Consider the following 20,447-nt stretch of genomic DNA (forward strand, 5'->3'; position numbering starts at 1 on the left):
GCTGCGGCCGATGGTTGCGTCAAGCCCTGTGCGCCGCGACGTAGCGATCGACGATCCCGTCCAGCACCGTCATCGGCGCCGGGCCGCCCAGCACCAGCGCGTCGTTGAAGCCGCGAAAGTCGAAGCGGTCGCCGAGCGTGGCCTTCGCCTTGTCGCGCATCCGGTTGATATAGCTGTGGCCGACCTTGTAGCCGCACGCCTGTCCCGGCCAGGAACAATAGCGGTCGACCTCGCCCGACACTTCGGCGACGCTCGATCCGTTCGTGGTCGCGAACCAGTCGATCGCTTGGCTGCGCGTCCAGCGCTTCGCGTGCAGGCCGGTATCGACGACGAGCCGGCAGGCGCGGAAGCCGAGGCTCTGCAGATAGCCGAGCCGCTCGATCGGGTTCTCGCGATACACGCCCAGCTCGTCCGCCAGCTGCTCGGCATAGAGCGCCCACCCTTCCGAATAGGCGTTAAAGGCGAGCAAGGTGCGGATCAGCGGCAGCTTGAACGTATATTCGCCCTGCCAGCCATGGCCCGGAATCGCCTCGTGATAGGCCAGGTCCGGCAGCGCATAGCGCGGCCACAGCTCGGTCGTGCGCAGGTTGATCCACAGCCGGCTCGGGATCTTGCCGTCGATGCTCCCCGCGCCGCCGAAGGCGCCCGGAGCGCCGGGCTCTTCGGCGAGCGGCAGCCGCTTCACCTCGACATTGCCGCGCACCAGCGTGTGGAACGCCTTCGGCATTTCCGATCGGATCTGCGCGATGCGATCTTCGAGCAGCTTGATGATCTGCGCGCGGCCCTGGTCGTCGTTCGGAAAGGTGAAGCGCGGGTCCTTGCCAAGCGCAGTCATGCGCGCGCCGACCGTGCCTTGGGTGTAGCCGAGGCCGCGCAGGATCGGATCCATCTGCCGCTGCAAATCGGCGAGCTGATCGAGGCCCATCTGGTGCACTTCGTCCGGGCTCAGCCGCGTCGTCGTGCCGGCCCGTAGCGCCCAGGCATAATATTCCTCGCCGCGCGGCAGCTTCCACACGCCCGCGCGGCTGTCCGCCTGCGCACGGTGCAGGCGCAGCTCTGCCACCTGCCGGGCAAGCGCCGGCGCGACCCGGTTGCGTGAAATCGCCGCTGCCCGCGCCGCATAGCCGCCTTTCATCTGGGCCGTACGCTTGGCCAGCGAAGTGACCAGGCCCCAGTCTTCGGGACGCCCCTCCTGCGCCACCGCCAGCTGCTTGAGTGCCTTGTCGAGGAGGAAGTCGGGCGCGATCACGCCCTGGCCGCGGGCCGCCTTCAGCCGCTCCGTCTCGCCGTCCAGCTGCCCTGCATAGGCGTTCAGCCGCAGCAGATAGGCTTCGGCATCGGCGCTGGTCTCGACCAGATGGTCGTTGTCGAGCAGCTTGGGCGTGTCGAGGAACGCGCCGACATTCTGGATCACGACATAGGGTGAGTTGCGGTAACCGCCGACTGCCACATCGCCATAGGGAAAGGCAAAGCCCTCCAGCGCGAGTTCGAATGCGGTGCGCACAACTTCGACATTGGTGCGTATGGTCGGGCTCAGCGCATCGAGTGGCAGGGGCTTCAGCTGCGCGAGCCCGGCCCGAAGATGATCCGCCAGCTGGCGCTTGCCTGCCGCCGAATTGTCGGTGAGCTTCGCCTTCAGGCCGGCCCGCGCGCCCTTGTCGATGCCGAGCCCGGTCGCGCTCTCCGGCGAATCGCGGAGCATCTGCTCGGTAATGGCGTCCAGGATCTTCGACGCCTGCGCGTCGGCCGAACCGTCGGCGGCCATCACTTCGGCCGGAAGACCAGCCGCCGCGGCTGCGACGGTGGACTGAAGCAACAAGTCGCGGCGGGTCAGGCGCATTCACAATCTCCCGGAGTCTTGCAGCTTGCTAAGCGCTCCGGCCGGAGAGTGCAAAGCGGTCAGTCCGGCATGCTGAGCCGCTCGAAGCGGGCGAGATGGTGATCGATCGAGCCGAACTGGCCCTCGATCATCGTGGCCCGCTTGAAATAGTGACCGATCGCCAGCTCGTCGGTGATGCCGATACCCCCATGGATCTGCACGGCGCTCTGGCCGGTGAATTTCAGCCCCTTGCCGACCTTGGCCTTGGCCTGGCTGACCGCGGCCATGCGCTCGGCGTCCGGCAGATCGAGCTTCAGCGTCGCCATCAGTGTCATCGATGCCGACTGTTCTACCTCCATGAACATGTCGACCATGCGGTGCTGCAGCACCTGGAAGTCTGAAATCGGACGACCGAACTGCTTGCGCTGGCGGGCATAGTCCTGCGTGCCGGCATGCAGCCGCCGCATAACGCCGACGCCTTCGGCGCAGACGGCGGCGGTGGCCTCGTCGACGATCCGCTCGATCAACGGCAGCGCGCCGCCCTCCTCCCCGATCAGCGCATCGCCCGGCACGGACGCATTCTCGAAGTAGATTTCGGACGCGCGGAAGCCGTCGACGGTCGGATAGTCGCGGCGGACGATGCCCGACCGGTTCGCCTCGACCAGGAACAGCGACACGCCGCCCTGCTCCCGCTGCGATCCGCCGGTGCGCGCGGTGACGAGGAGATGCGTCGCCCAGGGGGCGGCATAGACGACGGCCTTGTGGCCATTCAGCACCCAACCCTCGCCCTCGCGCCGGGCGCTGGTGCGGAGATTGTGCAGCTCATACCGGCCCTGCGGCTCGGCATAGGCGAAGGCGATCACCGCTTCGCCGCCGATGATCTGCGGAATCAGCGCCTCGGCCAGGGCACCGCCGGACGCCTTCAATGCGCCGCCGCCGATCACCACCGTCTGCAGATAGGGCTCGATCGCGATCGCCTCGCCCAGTTGCTCCATCACGATCATGTTCTCGACCGCGCCGCCGCCAAGGCCACCCTGCTCTTCCGAGAAAGGCGCGCCCAGAATGCCGAGCTCCGTCGCCAGCGCACGCCAAACGCCCGGATCGCGACCGCTGTCCGACGCGACCATCTTGCGCCGCGTCTCGAAGTCGTAAGTGTCGCCCAGGAACCGCGCGAGCGTGTCGCGCAGCATCTGCTGCGTCTCGTTATAGCTGAAGTCCATCAGTCTGCCCCTTTGCTCGTCATCCCCGCGAAAGCGGGGACCCAGCCGCCGCGCAGCGGCCATACAGAAAATCTGGGTTCCCGCTTTCGCGGGAATGACGAAAAGTTGGTGTCAAAGCCCCAGCACCATCTTCGCGATGATGTTGCGCTGGATCTCGTTCGAACCGCCATAGATGCTGGTCTTGCGGCCGTTGAAATAGGTCGGCGCGGCTCGGTGCGCGTAATCCGGCCCGATCGGGTGCTCGTTGTCGCCTTCGCCGAAGCCGCGGAAATAGGGCGCGCCGTAATGGCCCACCGCTTCCAGCGCGAGTTCGGTGATGCGCTGCTGGATCTCCGTGCCCTTGATCTTGAGCAGCGACGATTCCGGCCCGGGTCCGCGACCCGATGCTTCGGAGGCGAGCGTCCGGAGCTCGGTATATTCGAGCGCGGTCAGGTCAATCTCCAGCTCGGCGACCTTGCGCTTGAAGAAGGGGTTGGCGAGCAGCGGCTTGTCGCCATCCATCTCGGTTCGCGCGATCGTCTTGATCCGCTCTACGCCCCGCTTCGACCGCGCGACGCCGGCGATGCCGGTGCGTTCATGGGCGAGCAGGAATTTGGCGCAGGTCCAGCCCTTATTCTCTTCATAGATGCGCTGGTCGATGGGCACGCGCACATCCTCGAGCCACACTTCGTTGACTTCATGCTCGCCGCCCAGGGTGATGATCGGGCGCACGGTGATGCCGGGCGACTTCATGTCGATCAGCAGGAAGGAGATGCCCTCCTGCGCCTTGGCGTCCGGGTCTGTGCGGACGAGGCAGAAGCCCCAGTCGGCATGCTGCGCAAGCGTCGTCCAGGTCTTCTGGCCGTTCACGACATAATGGTCACCGTCGCGCACCGCGCGCGTGCGCAGCGAAGCAAGGTCCGAACCAGCGCCCGGCTCCGAATAGCCCTGGCACCACCAATCCTCGCCCGACAGGATGCGCGGCAGGAAGCGAGCCTTCTGCTCGGCGGTGCCGAACGTGTAGATGACCGGTCCGACCATGTTGATGCCGAACGGCAGGATCGGCAGCGTGTCGGCGCGTGCGAGTTCTTCCGACCAGATGAAGCGCTGCGTCGTGGTCCAGGCCGGGCCGCCATATTCCTTCGGCCAGGCCGGTGCGACCCAGCCCTTCTTGGCGAGGATCCGGTGCCATTTCAGATAGTCTTCCTTCGCGAGCTCTTCGGCGTCGGCGATCTTCGCGCGCAGCTCGGGCGGGTAATTTTCGGCAATGAAACGGCGCGCTTCCTCGCGGAACGCCACGTCTTCGGGGCTGAACTCCAGGTCCATCTCACCTCTCCTTGGTTGGAGACGTGTTAGGAGCGCTTTACGTTAACGGCAAGCGGGAGCGCGCCGACGCTACGGCAAGCTTCAGCGCTCGTCCTCGGGTCCAACCGGCTCCAGCTCGAGCGGTGGCGCGCGCGATTCGGACGGTGGCGATGGAGGCCCATCCTCGCGCGGATCGGCCGACACGGAGACACCATTCTCGTCCAGGGAAATGCCCAGTTGCACGCCACCGACATCGGCGCTGCCCGACAGTCCATCCTCGTCGACCACCACGACCGGCTCAGGATTGGCGGGCACCGGCGGCGCCTGGATCGCAGCGCCCGGGATCGCCCGGCTCATGAAATCGCGCCAGACGCGCGCGGGGGCGCCCCCGCCGGCAAGACCCGGCATCGGCTTGTTGTCGTCGCGCCCCACCCAGACGCCGACGACCAGATCGCCGGCAAATCCGACGAAGATCGCGTCGCGGGCGTCCTGCGTCGTCCCCGTCTTGCCGAAGCCTTCGACGGACAGTCGCGCGCCGCGTCCGGTGCCGCGCTCGATCACGCCCGAGAGCAGATCGAGTAGCATCTCGCGATCGCGGTTGCTCAGCCGCTTGGGCCGATTCCAGAGCGATGCGATCCAGCCCTGTGGCTCCTTCGGGAGGCCATAGGCACGGACGGGCAGATTGTTGCCTGCCACCGCCGCATAGGCTGAGGTGAGCTCCAGCAAGGTCACGCCCGATGTGCCGAGCGCCAGGCTCGGCTGGTCGGCCAAGGGGCTGGTAATGCCGAGGTCTCGCGCGGCCTGGATCACCGCCTTGGGGCCGACCTGTTGTGCCAGCCGCGCGGCGGCGACGTTGCTGGAAACGGCGAAGGCTTCGCGCAGCGTGATCTTGCCGCGATAGCGCTTGTCGTTGTTGGTCGGTGACCAGCCGTCGATCGTGATCGGCCGATCCTCGACCAGGCTGTCAGGCGTCATGCCCGAGCGCAGCGCCGCCAGATAGACGAACAGCTTGAAGGTCGAGCCCGGCTGCCGCCGCGCCTGGGTCGCCCGGTTGAAGGGGCTGTCCTTATAATCGCGGCCACCAACCATCGCGACCACCCGCCCGTCCGGACGCATCGCAACCAGCGCAATCTGGGCGCCCTTGATCGCCCCTCGCCCGGCCGCCGCGACAGCGAAGCGCTGCAGCCGGGTGTCCAATGTCGTCTGGATCTCCTGCCGTTCGTAGACGGCGCCGGCCTGGTCGCGCGCGGCGGGCATCACCCAATCGGCGAAATAGGTGCCGGTCGGCATGTCCTTTTCGCGCTGCACCTTCAGCCGGACCGGTGGCTGCGCCTTCGCCTTGGCTTCGGTGATGAAGCCCGCATCGGCCATCGCCTGCAGCACCACCCGGCTCCGCGCCCGTGCGCCCGAAAGGTTCCGCGTCGGCGCCAGCCGCGACGGCGCCTTCACCAGGCCCGCGAGCAGCGCCGCCTGGCCGAGCGTCAGCTCTTCGGGGTCGCGGCTGTAATAGTGGCGAGCGGCGGCGCGGAGGCCGTAGACATTGTCGCCGAAATAGACGTTCGACAGATAGCGTTCGAGGATCTCGTCCTTGGTCAGCCAGGCTTCGAGCCAGAAGGCGATCAGCAGTTCCTGGCCCTTGCGCCCGAAGGTGCGGCGGTCGTTCAGGAACGCATTCTTGGCAAGCTGCTGCGTCAGCGTGCTGCCGCCCTGCGAAACGCCGCCGCCGACCAGATTGCGCCACGCGGCCCGGGCGATGCCCCGGGCGGAGATACCGATATGCGAGCGGAAGCTGCGGTCCTCGATTGCGATGAACGCCTCGGGCACATGCTTCGGCAGCTCGGCGACGCGCACCGGCTGGGCGAAGATCGCGCCCTTGCGCGCAATCGGCGTGCCGTCGCTCGCCAGCAGCGTGATGCTGGGCGCGGCAATCGGCTGCAGCGAGCGGCTCAGCGGCGCCGTGATCGCCAGCCACCCGATCGTGAGCATGAACAGCAGGACGATACCCGCCGCGATATGCCGCTTGCGCAACCAGCGCCTTCGCGGCGGCTGCACATCGGGCGAGCCGTCGTCATCGAGCAGGGGATCGAGCGGCGGCAGCGGCTCGAGTGCGTCGAGCCGCTCGTCCCAATCCCGATCGTAGCGCATCCGTTCGTCCATAACGCCGGAACTGTTCTATGCGCCTATGACAGTGAAGGGAAGTCCTTCGAGACGCCGTTTCGACTTCGCTCAACGGCTCCTCTGGATGAGCGATCTCTTACCACGCGCTCATCCTGAGGAGGGACTGAGCTTGGCGAAGGCCCCCCTCGAAGGAAGAATCAGCCGACAATCTCTTCCGGCTTGAAGAAATAGGCGATTTCGATCGCCGCATTCTCGTGGGAATCCGAACCGTGGACTGAGTTTGCCTCGATCGATTCCGCCAGTTCCTTGCGGATCGTGCCCGGTTCCGCATTGGCCGGGTTGGTGGCGCCCATGATGTCGCGGTTGCGCTGCACGGCGTTGTCGCCTTCCAGCACCTGCACCACGACCGGGCCCGAGATCATGAACTCGACCAGGTCGTTGAAGAAGGGCCGCTCGCGGTGCACGGCGTAAAAGCCCTCGGCCTGCTCGCGCGACATGCGGATGCGCTTCGACGCGACCACGCGCAGCCCGGCTTCCTCCAGCATCTTGGTGACGGCGCCGGTCAGGTTGCGCCGGGTGGCGTCGGGCTTGATGATCGAAAAAGTGCGGTTCGCGGCCATGACTGGTCGAGGCTCCATTGCTTCGGTGTTGCGGGATTTGCCGCGCGCCCTAGTCTCAACCGCCAAGCAAGACAAGCCAGGGGGATGAGTGGCACAGCGTTGGTGGAGGACGGAGCGCGGCCGCAAGCGCCTCGCGGAGATCGGCGATATCGTCCTCGGCGTGCTCATCGCGCTCGCGTTGGGCGCGGTGGCAACGTGGATCGGCTGGCAGATCGACGTTGCCGACGCGCGGGACTCCCTCGGCGACGAGCTGGGCGAGATTGCGGGCCAAGGCCGTTTTCGGGAACGAACCTATCCTTGCGCCGAACGCCGGCTGGACCAGGTCGCGACCATCTTGGCTGATGCGGAAAAGACCGGGCGGCTGCCGCCGGTGGGACCGATCGGCGAACCCGTTTATCTGTCCTGGTCGCGGGGCGTGTGGGACAGCGCCATCGCGTCGGACACGGCAAGCCATTTCGGCCGGGAAGAGCTGGACAACCTGTCCGGCGTCTATGAGTTTGTGGACATCATCCGCACCCGCACGCAAAGCGAGCTCGACGCCTGGACCCGTCTATATGCGATCGTCGGGCCGGGTCGCCCGATCGGGGCGTCGGAGATCGCCGAGCTTCGTGCGGCGCTGTCCGCCGCGCGCCAGGCCAATCGGCAGATCGCGATCGCAGCAGCGCGAGCGAACCAGACTATCGCGGCCTTCGACCTTCCGCTCAGCCGCGACACGGTGGAGGAATATGCCCAAGTCGATCCGGCGCGCTACTGCTCGGCCATCGCTCCGGCGGACGGCCGGCCCTATGGCCAGGCCCCACAGGACGGTGCGCTGGACCGCGTGCTCGCCAACCCGATCACGCGCGAGCGGATCGGCGTGCCAACCCGTTAGCGCTGCTCGAAATTATCCGCGACGAAGCGGTCGAGCAGGCGCACGCCATAGCCCGTCGCGCCCTTGTCCCAAGTGCTGGACGGCTTGGACGCCCAGACCATCCCGGCTATGTCGAGATGCGCCCAGCGCACGCCATTATCGACGAAGCGCTGGATGAACTGTGCGGCCGTGATCGAGCCCGCCTCGCGCGGGCCGACATTCTTCATGTCGGCGATGGGGCTGTCGATCAGCTTGTTATACGCGTCGCCGAGCGGGAAGCGCCACAGGGGATCGCCCACCGCCTTACCCGCCGCGATCAGCTGATCGGCCAAGGAATCGTCGTTCGAAAACAGCCCGCCATGCTCGTTGCCAAGGCTGATGATCATCGCGCCGGTGAGCGTGGCGAGGTCGACGATCGTGCGCGGCTTGTGATTCTTCTGCACCCAGGTGATTGCGTCGCAGAGCACCAGCCGCCCTTCCGCGTCGGTGTTGATCACTTCGATCGTCTGGCCGGACATGGACGTGACCACATCGCCCGGCCGCTGCGCCTTGCCGTCCGGCATGTTCTCGACGAGGCCACAAACGGCGACGACATGCGCCCTGGCCTTGCGTAGCGCGAGCGCCTTCATCGCGCCGGCGACTGCGCCGGCACCGCCCATGTCCCACTTCATGTCTTCCATGCCGGCTGCGGGCTTGATCGAGATGCCGCCGGTGTCGAAGGTCACGCCCTTGCCGACCAGCGCCAGCGGCTCCTTGACCGCGCCGCCGGTGCCGTCCCACCGCATCACCAGCAGCTGGGCCTCGCGCTCGGAGCCCAGGCTGACGCCGAGCAGCGCGCCCATGCCGAGCGCGCGCATCTCCTCCTCGCCCAGCACCGTGACCTCGACGCCCAGCTCTTCGAGGTGGCGGCAGCGTTCGACGAAGCTCTGGGGATAGATGATATTGGCCGGCTCGCTGACCAGCTCGCGGGTCAATGCCACGCCCTCGACGACCGCGCGCTGCCGCTCCCAACCGCTGCCATCGGCGCCCAGGATCACCAGCTCCTTGAGGGTCGGCCGCTGCTTGGCAGGAAGTTTGGTGCGATAGCGGTCGTGCCGCCAGGAGCGCATACTCGCCGCGGCGGCAAAGGCGGACGCCGCCTCGGCAGCGACGCCGTTCAGGTCGACGACGAGTGTTTCGGTCCCCGAGGTGAGCAGCCTGGCGACCAGGGAGCCCGCGGCCTTTTGCAGGTCGTTCACCTCGCCCCTGCCCGCGCCGACGACCAGCAACCGTCGCGTCGTGCCCTGATCGGCGACGAACAGCTCGACCACCGAACCGGCCTCACCTTCGAAGCGGGAAGCCTTGAGCGCGTCGGCCACCAGCGCGCCGGCGCCCTCGGGAACCCCTGCCGGCGTCCCTCCCGCGGCTGCGACCAGGGCCAGATCATAAGCACCTTGGGGACGAGTATCGGCGAAACGAACCTGCATCGAGACTTCCTGCTGCACAAAGCTACTGATCCACGGCCTGTAAGCCTCCGCGCGGCGGTCGCAACCCCGTCGGAACGATTTGCAGCCCGCCCGCTTGAGTGCGATAGGCGCCGGCAAAGCCGAATGGCGACAGAGTTTCGGGGTAGGCGTGACGGCAAAGCGGGCGATCTGGCTTTTGGGTGCGGCGTGGAGCTGGTCGGCGACGGCGCAGGACCTGCAGGATCGGCCGGCCGCTCCGCCCCCGCCGTCCGCGAACCCCGCGCCGGCCGACGCGAACACCGTCGACTTCAGCGCCGACGCGCTCGAATATTCCAGCGACACCGATACGGTGCTTGCTTCCGGCGACGTGCGCATGTTCCGCGAAGGCAATCGCCTGCGCGCCGACAAGGTGACGTGGAACCGCACGACCGGCGAAGTCCGCGCCGAAGGCAATGTCGCGGTCACCAATCCGCAGGGCGATGTCGCCTATGGCGACTCGGTCCAGCTGACCGACAGCCTGCGCGACGGCGTGGTCGACAATCTGCTCGTCGTACTGGAAGGCGGCGGCCGGCTCGCCGCCAAGCGGGGCACGCGCAAGGGCGACATCTACACGCTCGAAAACGCCGCCTATACCGGCTGCCCGGTCGAAGAGCAGACCGATTGTCGGCCGAAGGAGCCGAGCTGGAAGATCACCGCCGTTCGCGTCACCTACGACATGGGCCGCAAGCGCGTCTTCTACCAGAATGCGCGCTTGCACCTGTTCGGCCTGCCGCTGATCCCCTTACCCCTGCTGTCGCACCCGACCGGCAGCCAGGGCGGCAGCGGCGTGCTGGTGCCGGACGTGCGCTTCAGCCGGGTCAACGGCTTCGAAATCGCCCTGCCCTATTATCTGCAGATCGCGCCCAACCGTGACCTGACGCTGACCCCGCATCTCTATTCCGACGTGCTGCCGGCGCTGGAGGCACGGTACCGGGCGCTGACCGGCAAGGGTGCCTATCAGGTCGGCGGCATGGTCACCTACAGCCGGCGTCAACCCGCAGTGCTGTCGCCGGTCACCACGTCCGAGCGCGACGTGCGCGGATATTTCGACGCGAGCGGCCGGTTCCAGCTCGATCCCTATTGGAGCATCAGCGGCTCATTGCGGCTGACGACCGACCGCACTTTCCTGCGCCGCTACGACATCTCGCGCGACGACCGGCTGCGCTCCACGATCCGGGCCGAGCGGATCGACCCGAACACCTATTTTTCTCTGACCGGCTGGGCCACGCAGACGCTGCGCATCAACGATGTGCAGGGCCAGCAGCCGATCGCCCTGCCCGAACTCGATTTCCGCCACCGCTTCGACGATCCGATCGCCGGCGGCCGTGTCGAAGTGCAGGCGAACACCCTGGCGATCGGCCGCACCGACGGACAGGATACCCAACGCGCCTTTGCGAGCGCCCGCTGGGACCTGCGGCGCCTGACGCCCTGGGGCCAGGAAGTGACGCTCACCGCCTATGCCCGCGGCGACGTCTACCACTCGGACGAGAACGGCCTGACGCCGACGCTCATCTATCGCGGCAATCCCGGCTGGCAGACGCGGGCCATCGCTGCTGCTGCAGTCGATGTCCGCTGGCCGCTGGTGGGTCCGCTCGGCAGCGGCACGCAGCGGATCACGCCGCGCATCCAGCTGGTCGCGACGCCGCCCATTCGCAACATGAGCATCCCGAACGAGGATGCCCGCGCGATCGAGCTCGAGGACTCCAACCTGTTCGCGCTCAACCGCTTCCCCGGGTACGACCGGTTCGAAGACGGGGCGCGGGTCACCTATGGCGTCGATTATGCGCTGACGCTGCCGGGCATCGCGATCGACGCCAATATCGGGCAGAGCTATCGCCTGTCCGACCGTCCGCAGCTCTTCCCCAACGGCGTCGGACTGCGCAACAACCTGTCGGACTTTGTGGGGCGCACGACCGTGCGCTTCCGCGACTTCGTCTCGCTCACCCACCGCTATCGCCTCGACAAGGACAGCCTCGCGATCCGGCGGAACGAGATCGATGCGACGATCGGCTCTCGCCAGACCTATGTGTTGCTCGGCTATCTACGCCTCGACCGCGACATCGACACGTCGATCGAGGATCTGCGCGACCGGGAGGAGCTCCGCGTCGGCGGGCGGGTGCAGATCGGCCGCTATTGGTCCGCCTTCGGATCGGCGATCGTCGATCTGACGGACCGCAAGGAGGACCCGCTCTCGACCGCGGACGGCTTCCAGCCGATCCGGCACCGGCTGGGCCTTGCCTATACCGACGAATGTCTGGACCTCGGCATCACCTGGCGGCGCGATTACCAGAACACCGGCGATGCACGGCGGGGCAATACTTTCCTGCTGAGGCTTTCTTTCAAGAACCTTGGCCGCTAAGCCACGGTTCAGCCGCTCGAGCCTAGGCGATTGCGCATTGCTTTCCTTGTCATGGGAATGATTTCGAACGTGACGACCCTATCCTTTCGCCCGTTTCGCTGGGCGCTGCTTGCCGCAACTGCAATCGCCTGCGCCGCGGTCGCGCAAACGGAAGAGCCGACCTCCGGCGGCGGCCTCAACATTCCCGCCGATGTCGTGGTGTTCGGCAAGAACGATCCCGGCGTCCGCAAGCCGACCGCGATCGTCAATGGCGACATCATCACGCGGACCGATGTCGAGCAGCGGCTCGCCCTCATCCTGGTCGCCAATGCGAACGCCAAGCTGCCGCCCGAAGAGGTCGAGCGGCTGCGCACCCAGGTGCTGCGCAACCTCATCGACGAAGTGCTGCAGATCCAGGAGGCCAAGGCCAACAAGATCGAGGTGACGCGCCAGGAAGTGAATGACAGCTTCGAACGCGTCTCCCGCAACTTCAAGCGCAATCCCGTGCAGATGGCCGAATATCTGAAGCAGATCGGCTCGTCCGAAGGATCGCTGAAGCGCCAGATCGAGGGCGAGCTTGCCTGGAACCGGTTGCTCCGCCGCCGCATCCAGCCATTTGTCAACGTCGGCCAGGAAGAGGTGCAGGGCATCATCTCCCGCCTCAACGCCTCAAAGGGCGCCACCGAGGTGCGTGTCGGTGAGATCTTCATGGCGGCGACGCCTGAGAATGCGGCGGAAGTGAGCAACAACCTGCGCCGGATCATGGAGCAGATCCGCCAGGGTGGGTCCTTCACCGCCTATGCGCGGCAGTTTTCTGAAGCGTCGACGGCCGCGGTCGGCGGCGATCTCGGCTGGGTACGGCCGGAGCAGTTGCCCGATACGCTGGCCGCTGCTGCCCGCGACATGCCTGTGGGGCAGCTCGCCGGCCCGATTGAGGTGCCCGGCGGCTTTTCGGCGCTCTACATGATCGACAAGCGGCAGGTGCTGACCGCCGATCCGCGGGATGCGGTGCTGGCGCTGCGTCAGCTTGCCATCTCCTTCCCGCCGGGCACCACCCAGGAGCAGGCGAGCGCCAAGGCGGCGACGTTTGCGGCCGCGACCCGCACCATCGCCGGCTGCGGTTCGGCGCAGAAGGTCGCCGAACAGCTGGGCGCCGAGATGGTCGACAATGACCAGGTGAAGATCCGCGACCTGCCGACGCAGCTGCAGGAGCTGATGCTGGGCCTTCAGGTCGGACAGGCCAGCCCGCCGTTCGGCTCGCCGCAGGAAGGGGTGCGCGTACTGGTCGTCTGCGGTCGCGACGATCCGCAGGTCGCCGACGGTCCGAATGCCGAAACGATCATGGCCCAGCTCGAAGAGCAGCGCGTGAACATGCGGGCGCGGCGCTATCTGCGCGACCTGCGCCGGGACGCGGTGGTTGACTATCGCTGATCCCTGGCCCGACGCACCGCTGGCGGTCGCGCTCGGCGATCCGGCCGGCATCGGCCCGGAAATCCTCGTCAAGGCCTGGCTCGCTAGGGACCGGGAACAGCTGCCCCCCTTCTTCGCGGTCGGTGACCCGCGCTCGGTCGAGGCGGTGTGGAGCGGACCGGTGCACCGCATCCACAATCCCTCCGAAGCCGTGCAGGCGTTCGGCCGCGCCTTGCCGCTGCTGTCGGTCGAAGATGGTGGTGAGATCGTGCCGGGCGAGCCCAATCTGGAGGGCGCGCGCTGCTCGCTCGACTCGCTCGAAGTCGCGACCGGCCTGACCCGCTCAGGCACCGCCTCGGCGCTCGTCACCGGTCCCGTGTCGAAGGCGCAGCTTTACGCCATCGGCTTCACCCATCCCGGCCAGACCGAGTTCGTGGCGGAGCGGTGCGGCATCGCGCCCGAGAACGTCGTCATGATGCTGGCCGGCGCCGATTTGCGCGTCGTGCCCGTCACCACCCACATGCCGCTCAGCCGCGTCGCCCAGAGCCTGTCGGTCGAGGTGATTACCGCCAAGGCCCGGACCACCGTGCGCGGCCTGCAGCGCTATTTCGGCATCGCCGAGCCGCGGCTCGCCTTTGCCGGGTTCAATCCTCATGCCGGCGAGAGCGGCGCGTTAGGCACCGAAGAGATCGATTTCATCCAGCCGGCCATCGCCGAACTGCAGGCCGAAGGGATCGAGGCGGTCGGGCCGCTTGCGGCGGACACCATGTTCCACGCCCGCGCCCGCTCAGGATACGATGCGGCCATCTGCCTTTACCATGACCAGGCGCTGATCCCGCTCAAGACCCTCTATTTCGACAGCGGTGTCAACATGACGTTGGGCCTGCCGATCGTCCGCACAGCGCCCGATCACGGCACCGCCTTCGCCATCGCCGGCAAGGGCGAGGCGCATCCGGGCGCGATCATCTCCGCCATCCGCCTTGCCGCCCAGGCGGTCACCCAACGCAAGCTGGAATGCTACCCAGCTTGAACCCGTTGCCCCCGCTGCGCGAAGTGATCGCGCGCCACGGCCTCAGCGCCAGCAAGGCGCTGGGTCAGAATTTCCTGTTCGACGAGCAGCTGCTCGACCGCATCGCGCGGGTCCCGAGCGATCTTGCGGGGCAGAAGGTGCTAGAGGTCGGTCCCGGCCCCGGCGGACTGACGCGAGCTCTCCTACGGGCGGGCGCCGAAGTGGTCGCGATCGAGCGAGACGCGCGCTGCCTGCCGGCGCTCGCGGAACTCGCCGACTGGGCGCCGGGGCGGCTGCGGGTGATCGAAGGCGACGCGCTGAAGATCGACGCCGCCGCCGAGCTTGGCGGCGCGGGCCATATCGTCGCCAACCTGCCCTATAACATCGGCACCGCTCTGCTGGTCGGCTGGCTCACCAGCGAGGCCTGGCCGCCCTGGTGGCGGTCGCTGACCCTGATGTTCCAGAAGGAAGTCGCCGAGCGGATCGTCGCCGAGCCAGACACCGACGCCTATGGCCGGCTTGCGGTGCTCGCCCAGTGGCGTTCATCCGCCCGGATCGCGATGAGCGTGCATCGCTCCGCCTTTACACCGCCACCCAAGGTGATGAGCGCCGTCGTCCACATCACTCCTGCCGAAGCACCGGATGGCGTCCGCGTCGAGACGCTCGAACGGCTGACCGCCGCCGCCTTCGGCCAACGCCGCAAGATGCTCCGTCAGAGCCTCAAGGGCGTTCCCGATGCCGTCGAGGCCGCGGAGAGGCTCGGCATCGATACGGCCCGGCGCGCCGAGACCGTTTCCGTCGCGGAGTTCGTCGCTGTCGCCCGCGCGCTCGGCTGAGCCTAGTTGCCGCGCAGCAGGCGCGACTGTTCGCGCTTCCAGTCGCGCTCCTTGATCGTCTCGCGCTTGTCGTGCGCCTTCTTGCCCTTGGCGAGCGCGAGCTCGACCTTCGCCCGGCCCCGGCCGTTGAAGTAGACGGAGAGCGGCACGAGGGTCATGCCCTCGCGCGCGACGGCGCCGTGCATCTTGTTGATCTCGCGCTCTTTCAGCAGCAGCTTGCGCGGGCGCTTCGGCTCATGATTGAAACGGTTGCCGTGACTGAACTCCGGCACGTTCGAATTGATCAGCCAGACCTCGCCGTCCTTCACCTCCGCATAGCTCTCGCTGATGGATCCCTCGCCAAAGCGCAGCGACTTCACCTCGGTGCCGGTCAGCGCAATGCCCGCCTCGAACACCTGATCGATGAAATAGTCGAACCGCGCGCGCCGGTTCTCGGCGACGATCTTCTTCTTGTCGAATTCGGTTGGACGGGGACGGGCCATAACTACAAACTCTGACTCTCAACCGGTTTGGGCTGAGCTTGTCGAAGCCCTCCCTTTCTGCTGCTCGGTGATAAAGAACAAGGGAGGCCTTCGACAGGCTCAGGCCAAACCGCTGAGGTGATTAGATCAAACCCCCATGCTTCAGCGCCGCATCGACCGCCTGCCGACTTGCCCCGCTCGGCGGAGTCATAGGAAGGCGCAACTCGGCCGACAGTTCCGGCTTGAGCCTGTTCAGCGCATATTTCGCCGGCCCCGGCGACGCATCGCTGAACAGCGCAGCATGGAGCGGATAGAGCCTATCCTGCAGCTCGAGCGCCCTGGCCCACTCGCCCGCGAGGCAAGCCTCCTGAAACTCGGCACAGAGGCGCGGCGCGACATTGGCGGTGACGGAGATGCAACCGACCCCGCCCATCGCCATGAAACCGAGCGCCATGTCGTCGTTGCCCGAAAGCTGGACGAAGTCCGCCCCGCAGGCGAGCCGCTGGGCCGTGACCCGGGCCACATTGCCGGTGGCATCCTTCACGCCGACGATCGTCGGGATCTCCGCCAGCCGTGCCATTGTGTCGACGGTCATATCCGCGACCGTCCGGCCGGGTACGTTGTAGAGAATGATCGGCAAATCGCTTGCATCCGCCAGCGCCTCGAAATGCGCGTAGAGACCGTCCTGGTTCGGCCGGTTGTAATAGGGCATCACGACCAGCGCCGCCGCCGCGCCCGCAGCCTTGGCATGCGCCATGTGCCGCTTGGCGGTCGCCGTGTCGTTCGATCCGCAGCCGGCGATCACCGGCACCCGTCCGTCCGCCGCTTCCACGCACAGATCGATGACGCGGTAATGCTCGTCATAGCTGAGCGTCGCCGATTCCCCGGTCGTGCCGCACGGAACCAGGCCGTGGCTGCCTTCGCGCACCTGCCAGTCGACGAATGCCTTGAACCCGGCTTCGTCCACTGCGCCATCGCGAAAGGGGGTCACAAGTGCCGGTATCGAGCCGGAAAACATGATTTTGCTCCTTCACCCGGAGTCGCGCTTCGGGCATGATGATCAACCAGATAGGGGTAAGCGTATGGCCGGTTCACCGCGCAATAAGGATCAGGCGCCTAGACTGTCCAGCATGAGCAAGCGACTTCTTCTGCCCTCGGCCCTGCTGCTGGCGATGGGCGCATCCGCGGTGGTGGCCGATCCGACGCAGCTCATCCCGACCCAGCCGGCCGCGCCGGCCCCGCTCTATCCGGTGACCGACAGCGTCGCGGCGGCGATCCCGCAATGGAACGCGCTGCGTCAGTCGGACAATCTGCCGTTCGACAGCTATGCGAGCTTTCTGATTGCCCATCCCGGCTGGCCCGGCGAGCAGGCGATGCGCAAATCGGCGGAACGCGTGCTGCTGCCCGGCATGGTGAGCCCCGGCCGCATCGTCGCCTTCTTCGACAAATTCCCGCCGCTGACCAACACCGGCCAGGCGCGCTATGCCGAAGCCCTGCTCTCGGTCGGCCGCCGCGCCGACGCTCTGACTGCCGCGCGCAAGGCCTGGACCTCCGGCTCCCTGACCGCGGCCGACGAAGCCGCGATGTTCGAGCGCTTCGGCGGCAGCTTCACCACCGCCGATCAGGACGAGCGGATGGATCGGCTGCTCTGGGCCGGCAAGACCACGGCCGCGGCGCGCCAGCTGCCGCTCACCTCGGCGGCAAAGCGCGCGCTTTTCGAGGCGCGCTTGGCCCTGCGCTCCAACGCGCCCGAAGCACAGTCCCTCGCCGAGACGCTGCCGACCGCATGGCAGAACGATGCCGGCTTCATCGCCGACAAGGCCATGTGGCTGCGCGCCTCGTCGCCTGATGCTGCCCGGGCCTGGCTGGCGCAGAACCGCATTCTCACCGGCCGGCCGGCGGAGCCCGAGCGCTGGTTCGAGCTGCTGCTCGCCTCCGCGCGCGATGCGGTCGCTGCCGGCGATGTCGCCGCCGCCTATCGCATGGCGCGGCTGGTCGACGACAGCTACGCACCCGGCGTGCAGGTGCGCGAACGGCCGATCGGCGAGCGCGACGATTATACCAGCCTCGTCTGGCTCGCGGGCTGGAACGCGCTCAAGGGCGGGCGGGCGGCCGAAGCGGTCGGCATGTTCGAACGCTATGGCCGCGCCGCCAAGTCGCCGCAGACCCAGGCTAAAGGCGCATACTGGGCCGCCCGTGCGGCGCAGGTCGCCGGTCGTGCCGACGAGTCGCAGCGGCTCTACGACCGCGCAGCCGAGCATCCGGATCAATATTATGGCCAGCTCGCGCTCGAGCGGCTGAACCGCGCCATTCCGGCGCCCGGCACCCAAGGCTCGACCACGCCCACGGCCGAGCAGCGCCTCGCCTTCAGCCAGCGGGAGATCGTCCGCGCTGCCCGCATCCTGGGGCAGCAGGGCCGCTGGACCGACCAGAGCCTCTTCGTCCGCGCGATTGCCGCCAGCGTCGAAAGCGACGCCGAACATGCGCTCGCGACCGAACTCGCCCAAGGCATCGGCCGGCCCGATCTGGCGGTGATGGTCGGCCGGAATGCGCGGCTGAGCGGCGCCAGCGACTATGTCCGCGCCGGCTATCCGCTGGTCCGCGTGCCGCAGGGTCAGGAGGCGTGGACGACGATCATCCACGCGATCGCCCGCCAGGAAAGCCAGTTCGATCGTGCCGCCGTCAGCCATGCCGGCGCGCGGGGATTGATGCAGCTGATGCCCGGTACCGCGCGCGAGCAGGCGGAAAAGATCGGCCTCAGCTTTGACGCGCCGTCGCTGACCAGCGATACCGGCTACAATATCCAGCTCGGCTCCGCCTATTTCCAGCGCATGCTGCGTTATTATGGCGGCAGCTATCCGCTCGCGGTGGCCGCCTACAATGCCGGTCCCGGCAATGTGAACAAGTGGATCAGGGCCAATGGCGACCCGCGCATGCCGGGTTCCGATATCGTGCGCTGGATCGAGGACATCCCGATCTACGAAACGCGAAATTATGTGCAGCGGGTGCTGGAGAATGCGGTCGTCTACGACACGCTGAACCCGGACAAGGCGCACAAGCGCGGCCCCGCCCTGCTCAGCGCGTATCTGGGCAAGTCGACCAGAGGTTGAGCTTCCGTTCGTGTCGAGCGAAGTCGAGACACGGCTTCTCGACTTCGCTCGAAGCGAACGGGTATTCTTGAGCTGTGGAAAGCAGACCCAACTACATCACCCCCGCAGGCTATGCCGCCCTGCGCGCCGAATATGACCGGCTCTTCGCCGACGAACGCCCGAAGCTCGTGGAAACCATCAGCTGGGCGGCCGGCAATGGCGACCGCTCCGAAAACGGCGATTACATCTACGGCCGCAAGCGCCTCCGCGAAATCGACCGCACGCTCGGCCGCCTCTCCGCCAAAATGAAGGCCGCCAAGGTCGTCGATCCGGCGCAACAACTGGACAAGTCCCGGGTCTATTTCGGCGCCACTGTCACCATCGCCGACGAAGACGACAACCAACGCACCTTGACCATCGTCGGCAACGACGAAGCCGATGCCGGCGCCGGCCGGGTCGGCTGGGACTCGCCTCTGGCGCGTGCGCTGCGCGGGGCAACCATCGGCGATCTGCGTCGCATCATGCTCCCGGGCGGCGAGAAGGAATATGAGATTGTTGAAATTCGATATCCCGCAACGGGCTAAAGGCACACTCGTTGCTCTGCTGATTGGCGGCTCTTCAGCCTGTGGCGGCCCAACGGCAGCGGAGGAGCAAAAGCTTACAGCATTGCGGCTCGGGCAGCCTGTCCCTGCATCGAGCTTATTCCCGAAAGCTTCAACGGTTTGCGTCCTAACGCCCTATCAGGCGAAAACCGGGCGGTGGGAAATCGACCGCCGCTTGCCGATGGTCGACGCCGCTGACGAGGGTGTCTGGCACATCGTTCTGGAGCAGACTGATGGCGTGCAGGCCGTGGCAATCAGCCGGGGAACGCTGGACTTGATCCATAAGCATAACGGACCAAAGAACTGGGTGCCGCCGCGTGGCTGGACGGTCGGAGCGGCTTGCGTTCCTGCAGCGAAGGCCGCCTTCCTTAGATTGCAGACGGTCAATCGTTCCTACGTTGCGCTGCTTTCCCGGTCGGGCTGAGGTGTCTGCTTACGTGGCCCCCAGCGCCTCCCGTACCACTTGTTCCAGCTCAGGATCGAGCGGCGGCGGGTCCATTGGCACGCGCGCTTCGAGCTGGTCGGCGATCGCGGTGAGGGCAGCGACCCGGGCCGCCTTCTTGTCGTTGCCGTCGATCACCGTCCACGGCGCCCAGCGCGTGTCGGTGATGCGGAACATTTCGTCCATCGCTTCGAGATACGCAGCGCGTTTGGCTCGGTTGCGATAATCCTCGGCGCCCGTCTTCCAGCGTTTCCACGGGTCTTCGAAGCGCTTTCGCAGCCGCTCGTCCTGCTCCTCCTGCGTCACATGCACGAACAGTTTGATCAGCGTCGTGTCGCAGTCGCGCTGCTGCGCCTCGAACTCGTTGATCTCGTCATAGCCGCGGCGCCATTCGCTTTCGCTGGCGAAGCCCTCGACCCGTTCGACGAGCACCCGCCCGTACCAGCTGCGGTCGAACACCGCGATGTCGCCGGAGAGCGGCAGCTTTTGCCAGAAGCGCCAGAGAAAGTGCTTGTCCTTTTCCTCCGGCGTCGGCGCCGAGATGGGGAAGACGTCGAAATAGCGCGGGTCCCATTGCGCGGTCAGCCGCTGGATGATGCCGCCCTTCCCCGCCGCGTCCCAACCCTCGAACAGGATAATCGCGCGCCTCTTGTGCACGATATGGGCGACCTGGATGCGCGCAAGCCGGTCCTGCAACGCCGCGAGATCGGCGGCATAGTCGCCGGGGTAATCGGCGCCGCGTTCATAATCGGAGAGGTTGATCGACACGCGGGATATCTAGTCACTCGTCCCGAGCGAAGTCGAGGGGCGTGGCACCAGCCCTGGAAACGCGCCCCTCGACTGCGCTCGGGACGAGCGGATGATG

17 protein-coding genes are annotated in these 20,447 nt (G+C 66.8%); 8 read left to right on the forward strand and 9 right to left on the reverse strand.

From position 1 onward, the window contains the following. Positions 1-19: 19 nt before the first annotated feature. The 5 genes from HJG53_RS01325 to ndk all read right to left on the reverse strand — a co-directional run bounded on the left by HJG53_RS01325 (position 20) and on the right by ndk (position 7,061). Positions 20-1,840, reverse strand: a complete 1,821-nt coding sequence (locus HJG53_RS01325) for a DUF885 family protein (RefSeq protein WP_171127438.1) — start codon at positions 1,838-1,840, stop codon at positions 20-22. A 59-nt stretch (positions 1,841-1,899) separates the two neighbouring features. Further along, on the reverse strand, positions 1,900-3,039 hold the full coding sequence (locus HJG53_RS01330; RefSeq protein ID WP_171127439.1) for an acyl-CoA dehydrogenase family protein: 1,140 nt from the start codon (positions 3,037-3,039) through the stop codon (positions 1,900-1,902). A 111-nt stretch (positions 3,040-3,150) separates the two neighbouring features. Beyond that, positions 3,151-4,344, reverse strand: coding sequence for an acyl-CoA dehydrogenase family protein (locus tag HJG53_RS01335; RefSeq protein ID WP_171127440.1), 1,194 nt, complete (start codon positions 4,342-4,344; stop codon positions 3,151-3,153). An 81-nt stretch (positions 4,345-4,425) separates the two neighbouring features. Next, positions 4,426-6,468, reverse strand: coding sequence for a transglycosylase domain-containing protein (locus tag HJG53_RS01340; protein WP_171127441.1), 2,043 nt, complete (start codon positions 6,466-6,468; stop codon positions 4,426-4,428). A gap of 170 nt (positions 6,469-6,638) precedes the next feature. Further along, on the reverse strand, positions 6,639-7,061 hold the full coding sequence (gene ndk, locus HJG53_RS01345; RefSeq protein WP_171127442.1) for a nucleoside-diphosphate kinase: 423 nt from the start codon (positions 7,059-7,061) through the stop codon (positions 6,639-6,641). 88 nt (positions 7,062-7,149) lie between these two features. Here ndk and HJG53_RS01350 point away from each other — a divergent pair, with 88 nt between their 5' ends. Then, positions 7,150-7,932, forward strand: a complete 783-nt coding sequence (locus HJG53_RS01350; protein ID WP_171127443.1) for a hypothetical protein — start codon at positions 7,150-7,152, stop codon at positions 7,930-7,932. Here HJG53_RS01350 and HJG53_RS01355 read toward each other — a convergent pair. Next, complete coding sequence (locus tag HJG53_RS01355) at positions 7,929-9,377, reverse strand: leucyl aminopeptidase (RefSeq protein ID WP_171127444.1); 1,449 nt, start codon at positions 9,375-9,377, stop codon at positions 7,929-7,931. The two genes, HJG53_RS01350 and HJG53_RS01355, sit on opposite strands and share 4 nt — an antisense overlap. A gap of 148 nt (positions 9,378-9,525) precedes the next feature. Here HJG53_RS01355 and HJG53_RS01360 point away from each other — a divergent pair, with 148 nt between their 5' ends. The 4 genes from HJG53_RS01360 (at position 9,526) to rsmA (ending at position 14,988) form a co-directional block, all read left to right on the forward strand. Then, positions 9,526-11,754: an LPS assembly protein LptD gene (locus HJG53_RS01360; RefSeq protein WP_171127445.1), complete on the forward strand. Its 2,229-nt coding sequence runs from the start codon at positions 9,526-9,528 to the stop codon at positions 11,752-11,754. Positions 11,755-11,877: 123 nt separating this feature from the next. Continuing rightward, a complete protein-coding gene (locus tag HJG53_RS01365; protein WP_368039506.1) occupies positions 11,878-13,164 on the forward strand; it encodes a peptidylprolyl isomerase in 1,287 nt (428 codons plus the stop codon). Next, positions 13,151-14,173 (forward strand): 4-hydroxythreonine-4-phosphate dehydrogenase PdxA, encoded by a 1,023-nt coding sequence (gene pdxA / locus HJG53_RS01370; RefSeq protein WP_171127447.1) that lies wholly within the window; start codon positions 13,151-13,153, stop codon positions 14,171-14,173. Before HJG53_RS01365 ends, pdxA begins: the two co-directional genes overlap by 14 nt. Next, positions 14,170-14,988 carry a 16S rRNA (adenine(1518)-N(6)/adenine(1519)-N(6))-dimethyltransferase RsmA gene (gene rsmA, locus HJG53_RS01375; RefSeq protein ID WP_254447465.1) on the forward strand — a complete coding sequence of 273 codons (819 nt, stop codon included), beginning with the start codon at positions 14,170-14,172 and terminating at the stop codon, positions 14,986-14,988. Before pdxA ends, rsmA begins: the two co-directional genes overlap by 4 nt. A gap of 2 nt (positions 14,989-14,990) precedes the next feature. Here the strand turns inward: rsmA and smpB are convergent, their stop codons facing one another. Both smpB and dapA read right to left on the reverse strand, forming a co-directional pair. Then, positions 14,991-15,470, reverse strand: coding sequence for an SsrA-binding protein SmpB (gene smpB, locus HJG53_RS01380; RefSeq protein ID WP_171127449.1), 480 nt, complete (start codon positions 15,468-15,470; stop codon positions 14,991-14,993). Positions 15,471-15,591: 121 nt separating this feature from the next. Next, on the reverse strand, positions 15,592-16,467 hold the full coding sequence (gene dapA, locus HJG53_RS01385) for a 4-hydroxy-tetrahydrodipicolinate synthase (RefSeq protein WP_171127450.1): 876 nt from the start codon (positions 16,465-16,467) through the stop codon (positions 15,592-15,594). A gap of 112 nt (positions 16,468-16,579) precedes the next feature. On the opposite strand from dapA, the gene HJG53_RS01390 reads away from it, so the two are divergent. The 3 genes from HJG53_RS01390 (at position 16,580) to HJG53_RS01400 (ending at position 19,564) form a co-directional block, all read left to right on the forward strand. Next, positions 16,580-18,559, forward strand: coding sequence for a lytic transglycosylase domain-containing protein (locus HJG53_RS01390; protein WP_171127451.1), 1,980 nt, complete (start codon positions 16,580-16,582; stop codon positions 18,557-18,559). 74 nt (positions 18,560-18,633) lie between these two features. Beyond that, on the forward strand, positions 18,634-19,122 hold the full coding sequence (greB, locus tag HJG53_RS01395) for a transcription elongation factor GreB (protein ID WP_171127452.1): 489 nt from the start codon (positions 18,634-18,636) through the stop codon (positions 19,120-19,122). Next, positions 19,091-19,564 (forward strand): hypothetical protein, encoded by a 474-nt coding sequence (locus HJG53_RS01400; protein ID WP_171127453.1) that lies wholly within the window; start codon positions 19,091-19,093, stop codon positions 19,562-19,564. The genes greB and HJG53_RS01400 overlap by 32 nt, the downstream gene beginning before the upstream one ends. A gap of 9 nt (positions 19,565-19,573) precedes the next feature. Here the strand turns inward: HJG53_RS01400 and HJG53_RS01405 are convergent, their stop codons facing one another. After that, positions 19,574-20,350, reverse strand: coding sequence for a polyphosphate kinase (locus HJG53_RS01405; RefSeq protein WP_171127454.1), 777 nt, complete (start codon positions 20,348-20,350; stop codon positions 19,574-19,576). Positions 20,351-20,447: the final 97 nt, after the last annotated feature.

The sequence above is a fragment of the Sphingomonas sp. ID1715 genome, from assembly GCF_013044515.1.
Taxonomy (GTDB): Bacteria; Pseudomonadota; Alphaproteobacteria; order Sphingomonadales; family Sphingomonadaceae; genus Sphingomonas_B.

Excerpts from the sequence above, each read along its gene's own strand:
- HJG53_RS01325 (WP_171127438.1), bottom strand. The coding sequence starts at position 1,840 with ATGCGCCTGACCCGCCGCGACTTGTTGCTTCAGTCCACCGTCGCAGCC.
- smpB (WP_171127449.1), bottom strand. The coding sequence starts at position 15,470 with ATGGCCCGTCCCCGTCCAACCGAATTCGACAAGAAGAAGATCGTCGCC.
- HJG53_RS01330 (WP_171127439.1), bottom strand. The coding sequence starts at position 3,039 with ATGGACTTCAGCTATAACGAGACGCAGCAGATGCTGCGCGACACGCTC.
- HJG53_RS01340 (WP_171127441.1), bottom strand. The coding sequence starts at position 6,468 with ATGCGCTACGATCGGGATTGGGACGAGCGGCTCGACGCACTCGAGCCG.
- HJG53_RS01335 (WP_171127440.1), bottom strand. The coding sequence starts at position 4,344 with ATGGACCTGGAGTTCAGCCCCGAAGACGTGGCGTTCCGCGAGGAAGCG.
- HJG53_RS01355 (WP_171127444.1), bottom strand. The coding sequence starts at position 9,377 with ATGCAGGTTCGTTTCGCCGATACTCGTCCCCAAGGTGCTTATGATCTG.
- HJG53_RS01390 (WP_171127451.1), top strand. The coding sequence starts at position 16,580 with ATGAGCAAGCGACTTCTTCTGCCCTCGGCCCTGCTGCTGGCGATGGGC.
- dapA (WP_171127450.1), bottom strand. The coding sequence starts at position 16,467 with ATGTTTTCCGGCTCGATACCGGCACTTGTGACCCCCTTTCGCGATGGC.
- ndk (WP_171127442.1), bottom strand. The coding sequence starts at position 7,061 with ATGGCCGCGAACCGCACTTTTTCGATCATCAAGCCCGACGCCACCCGG.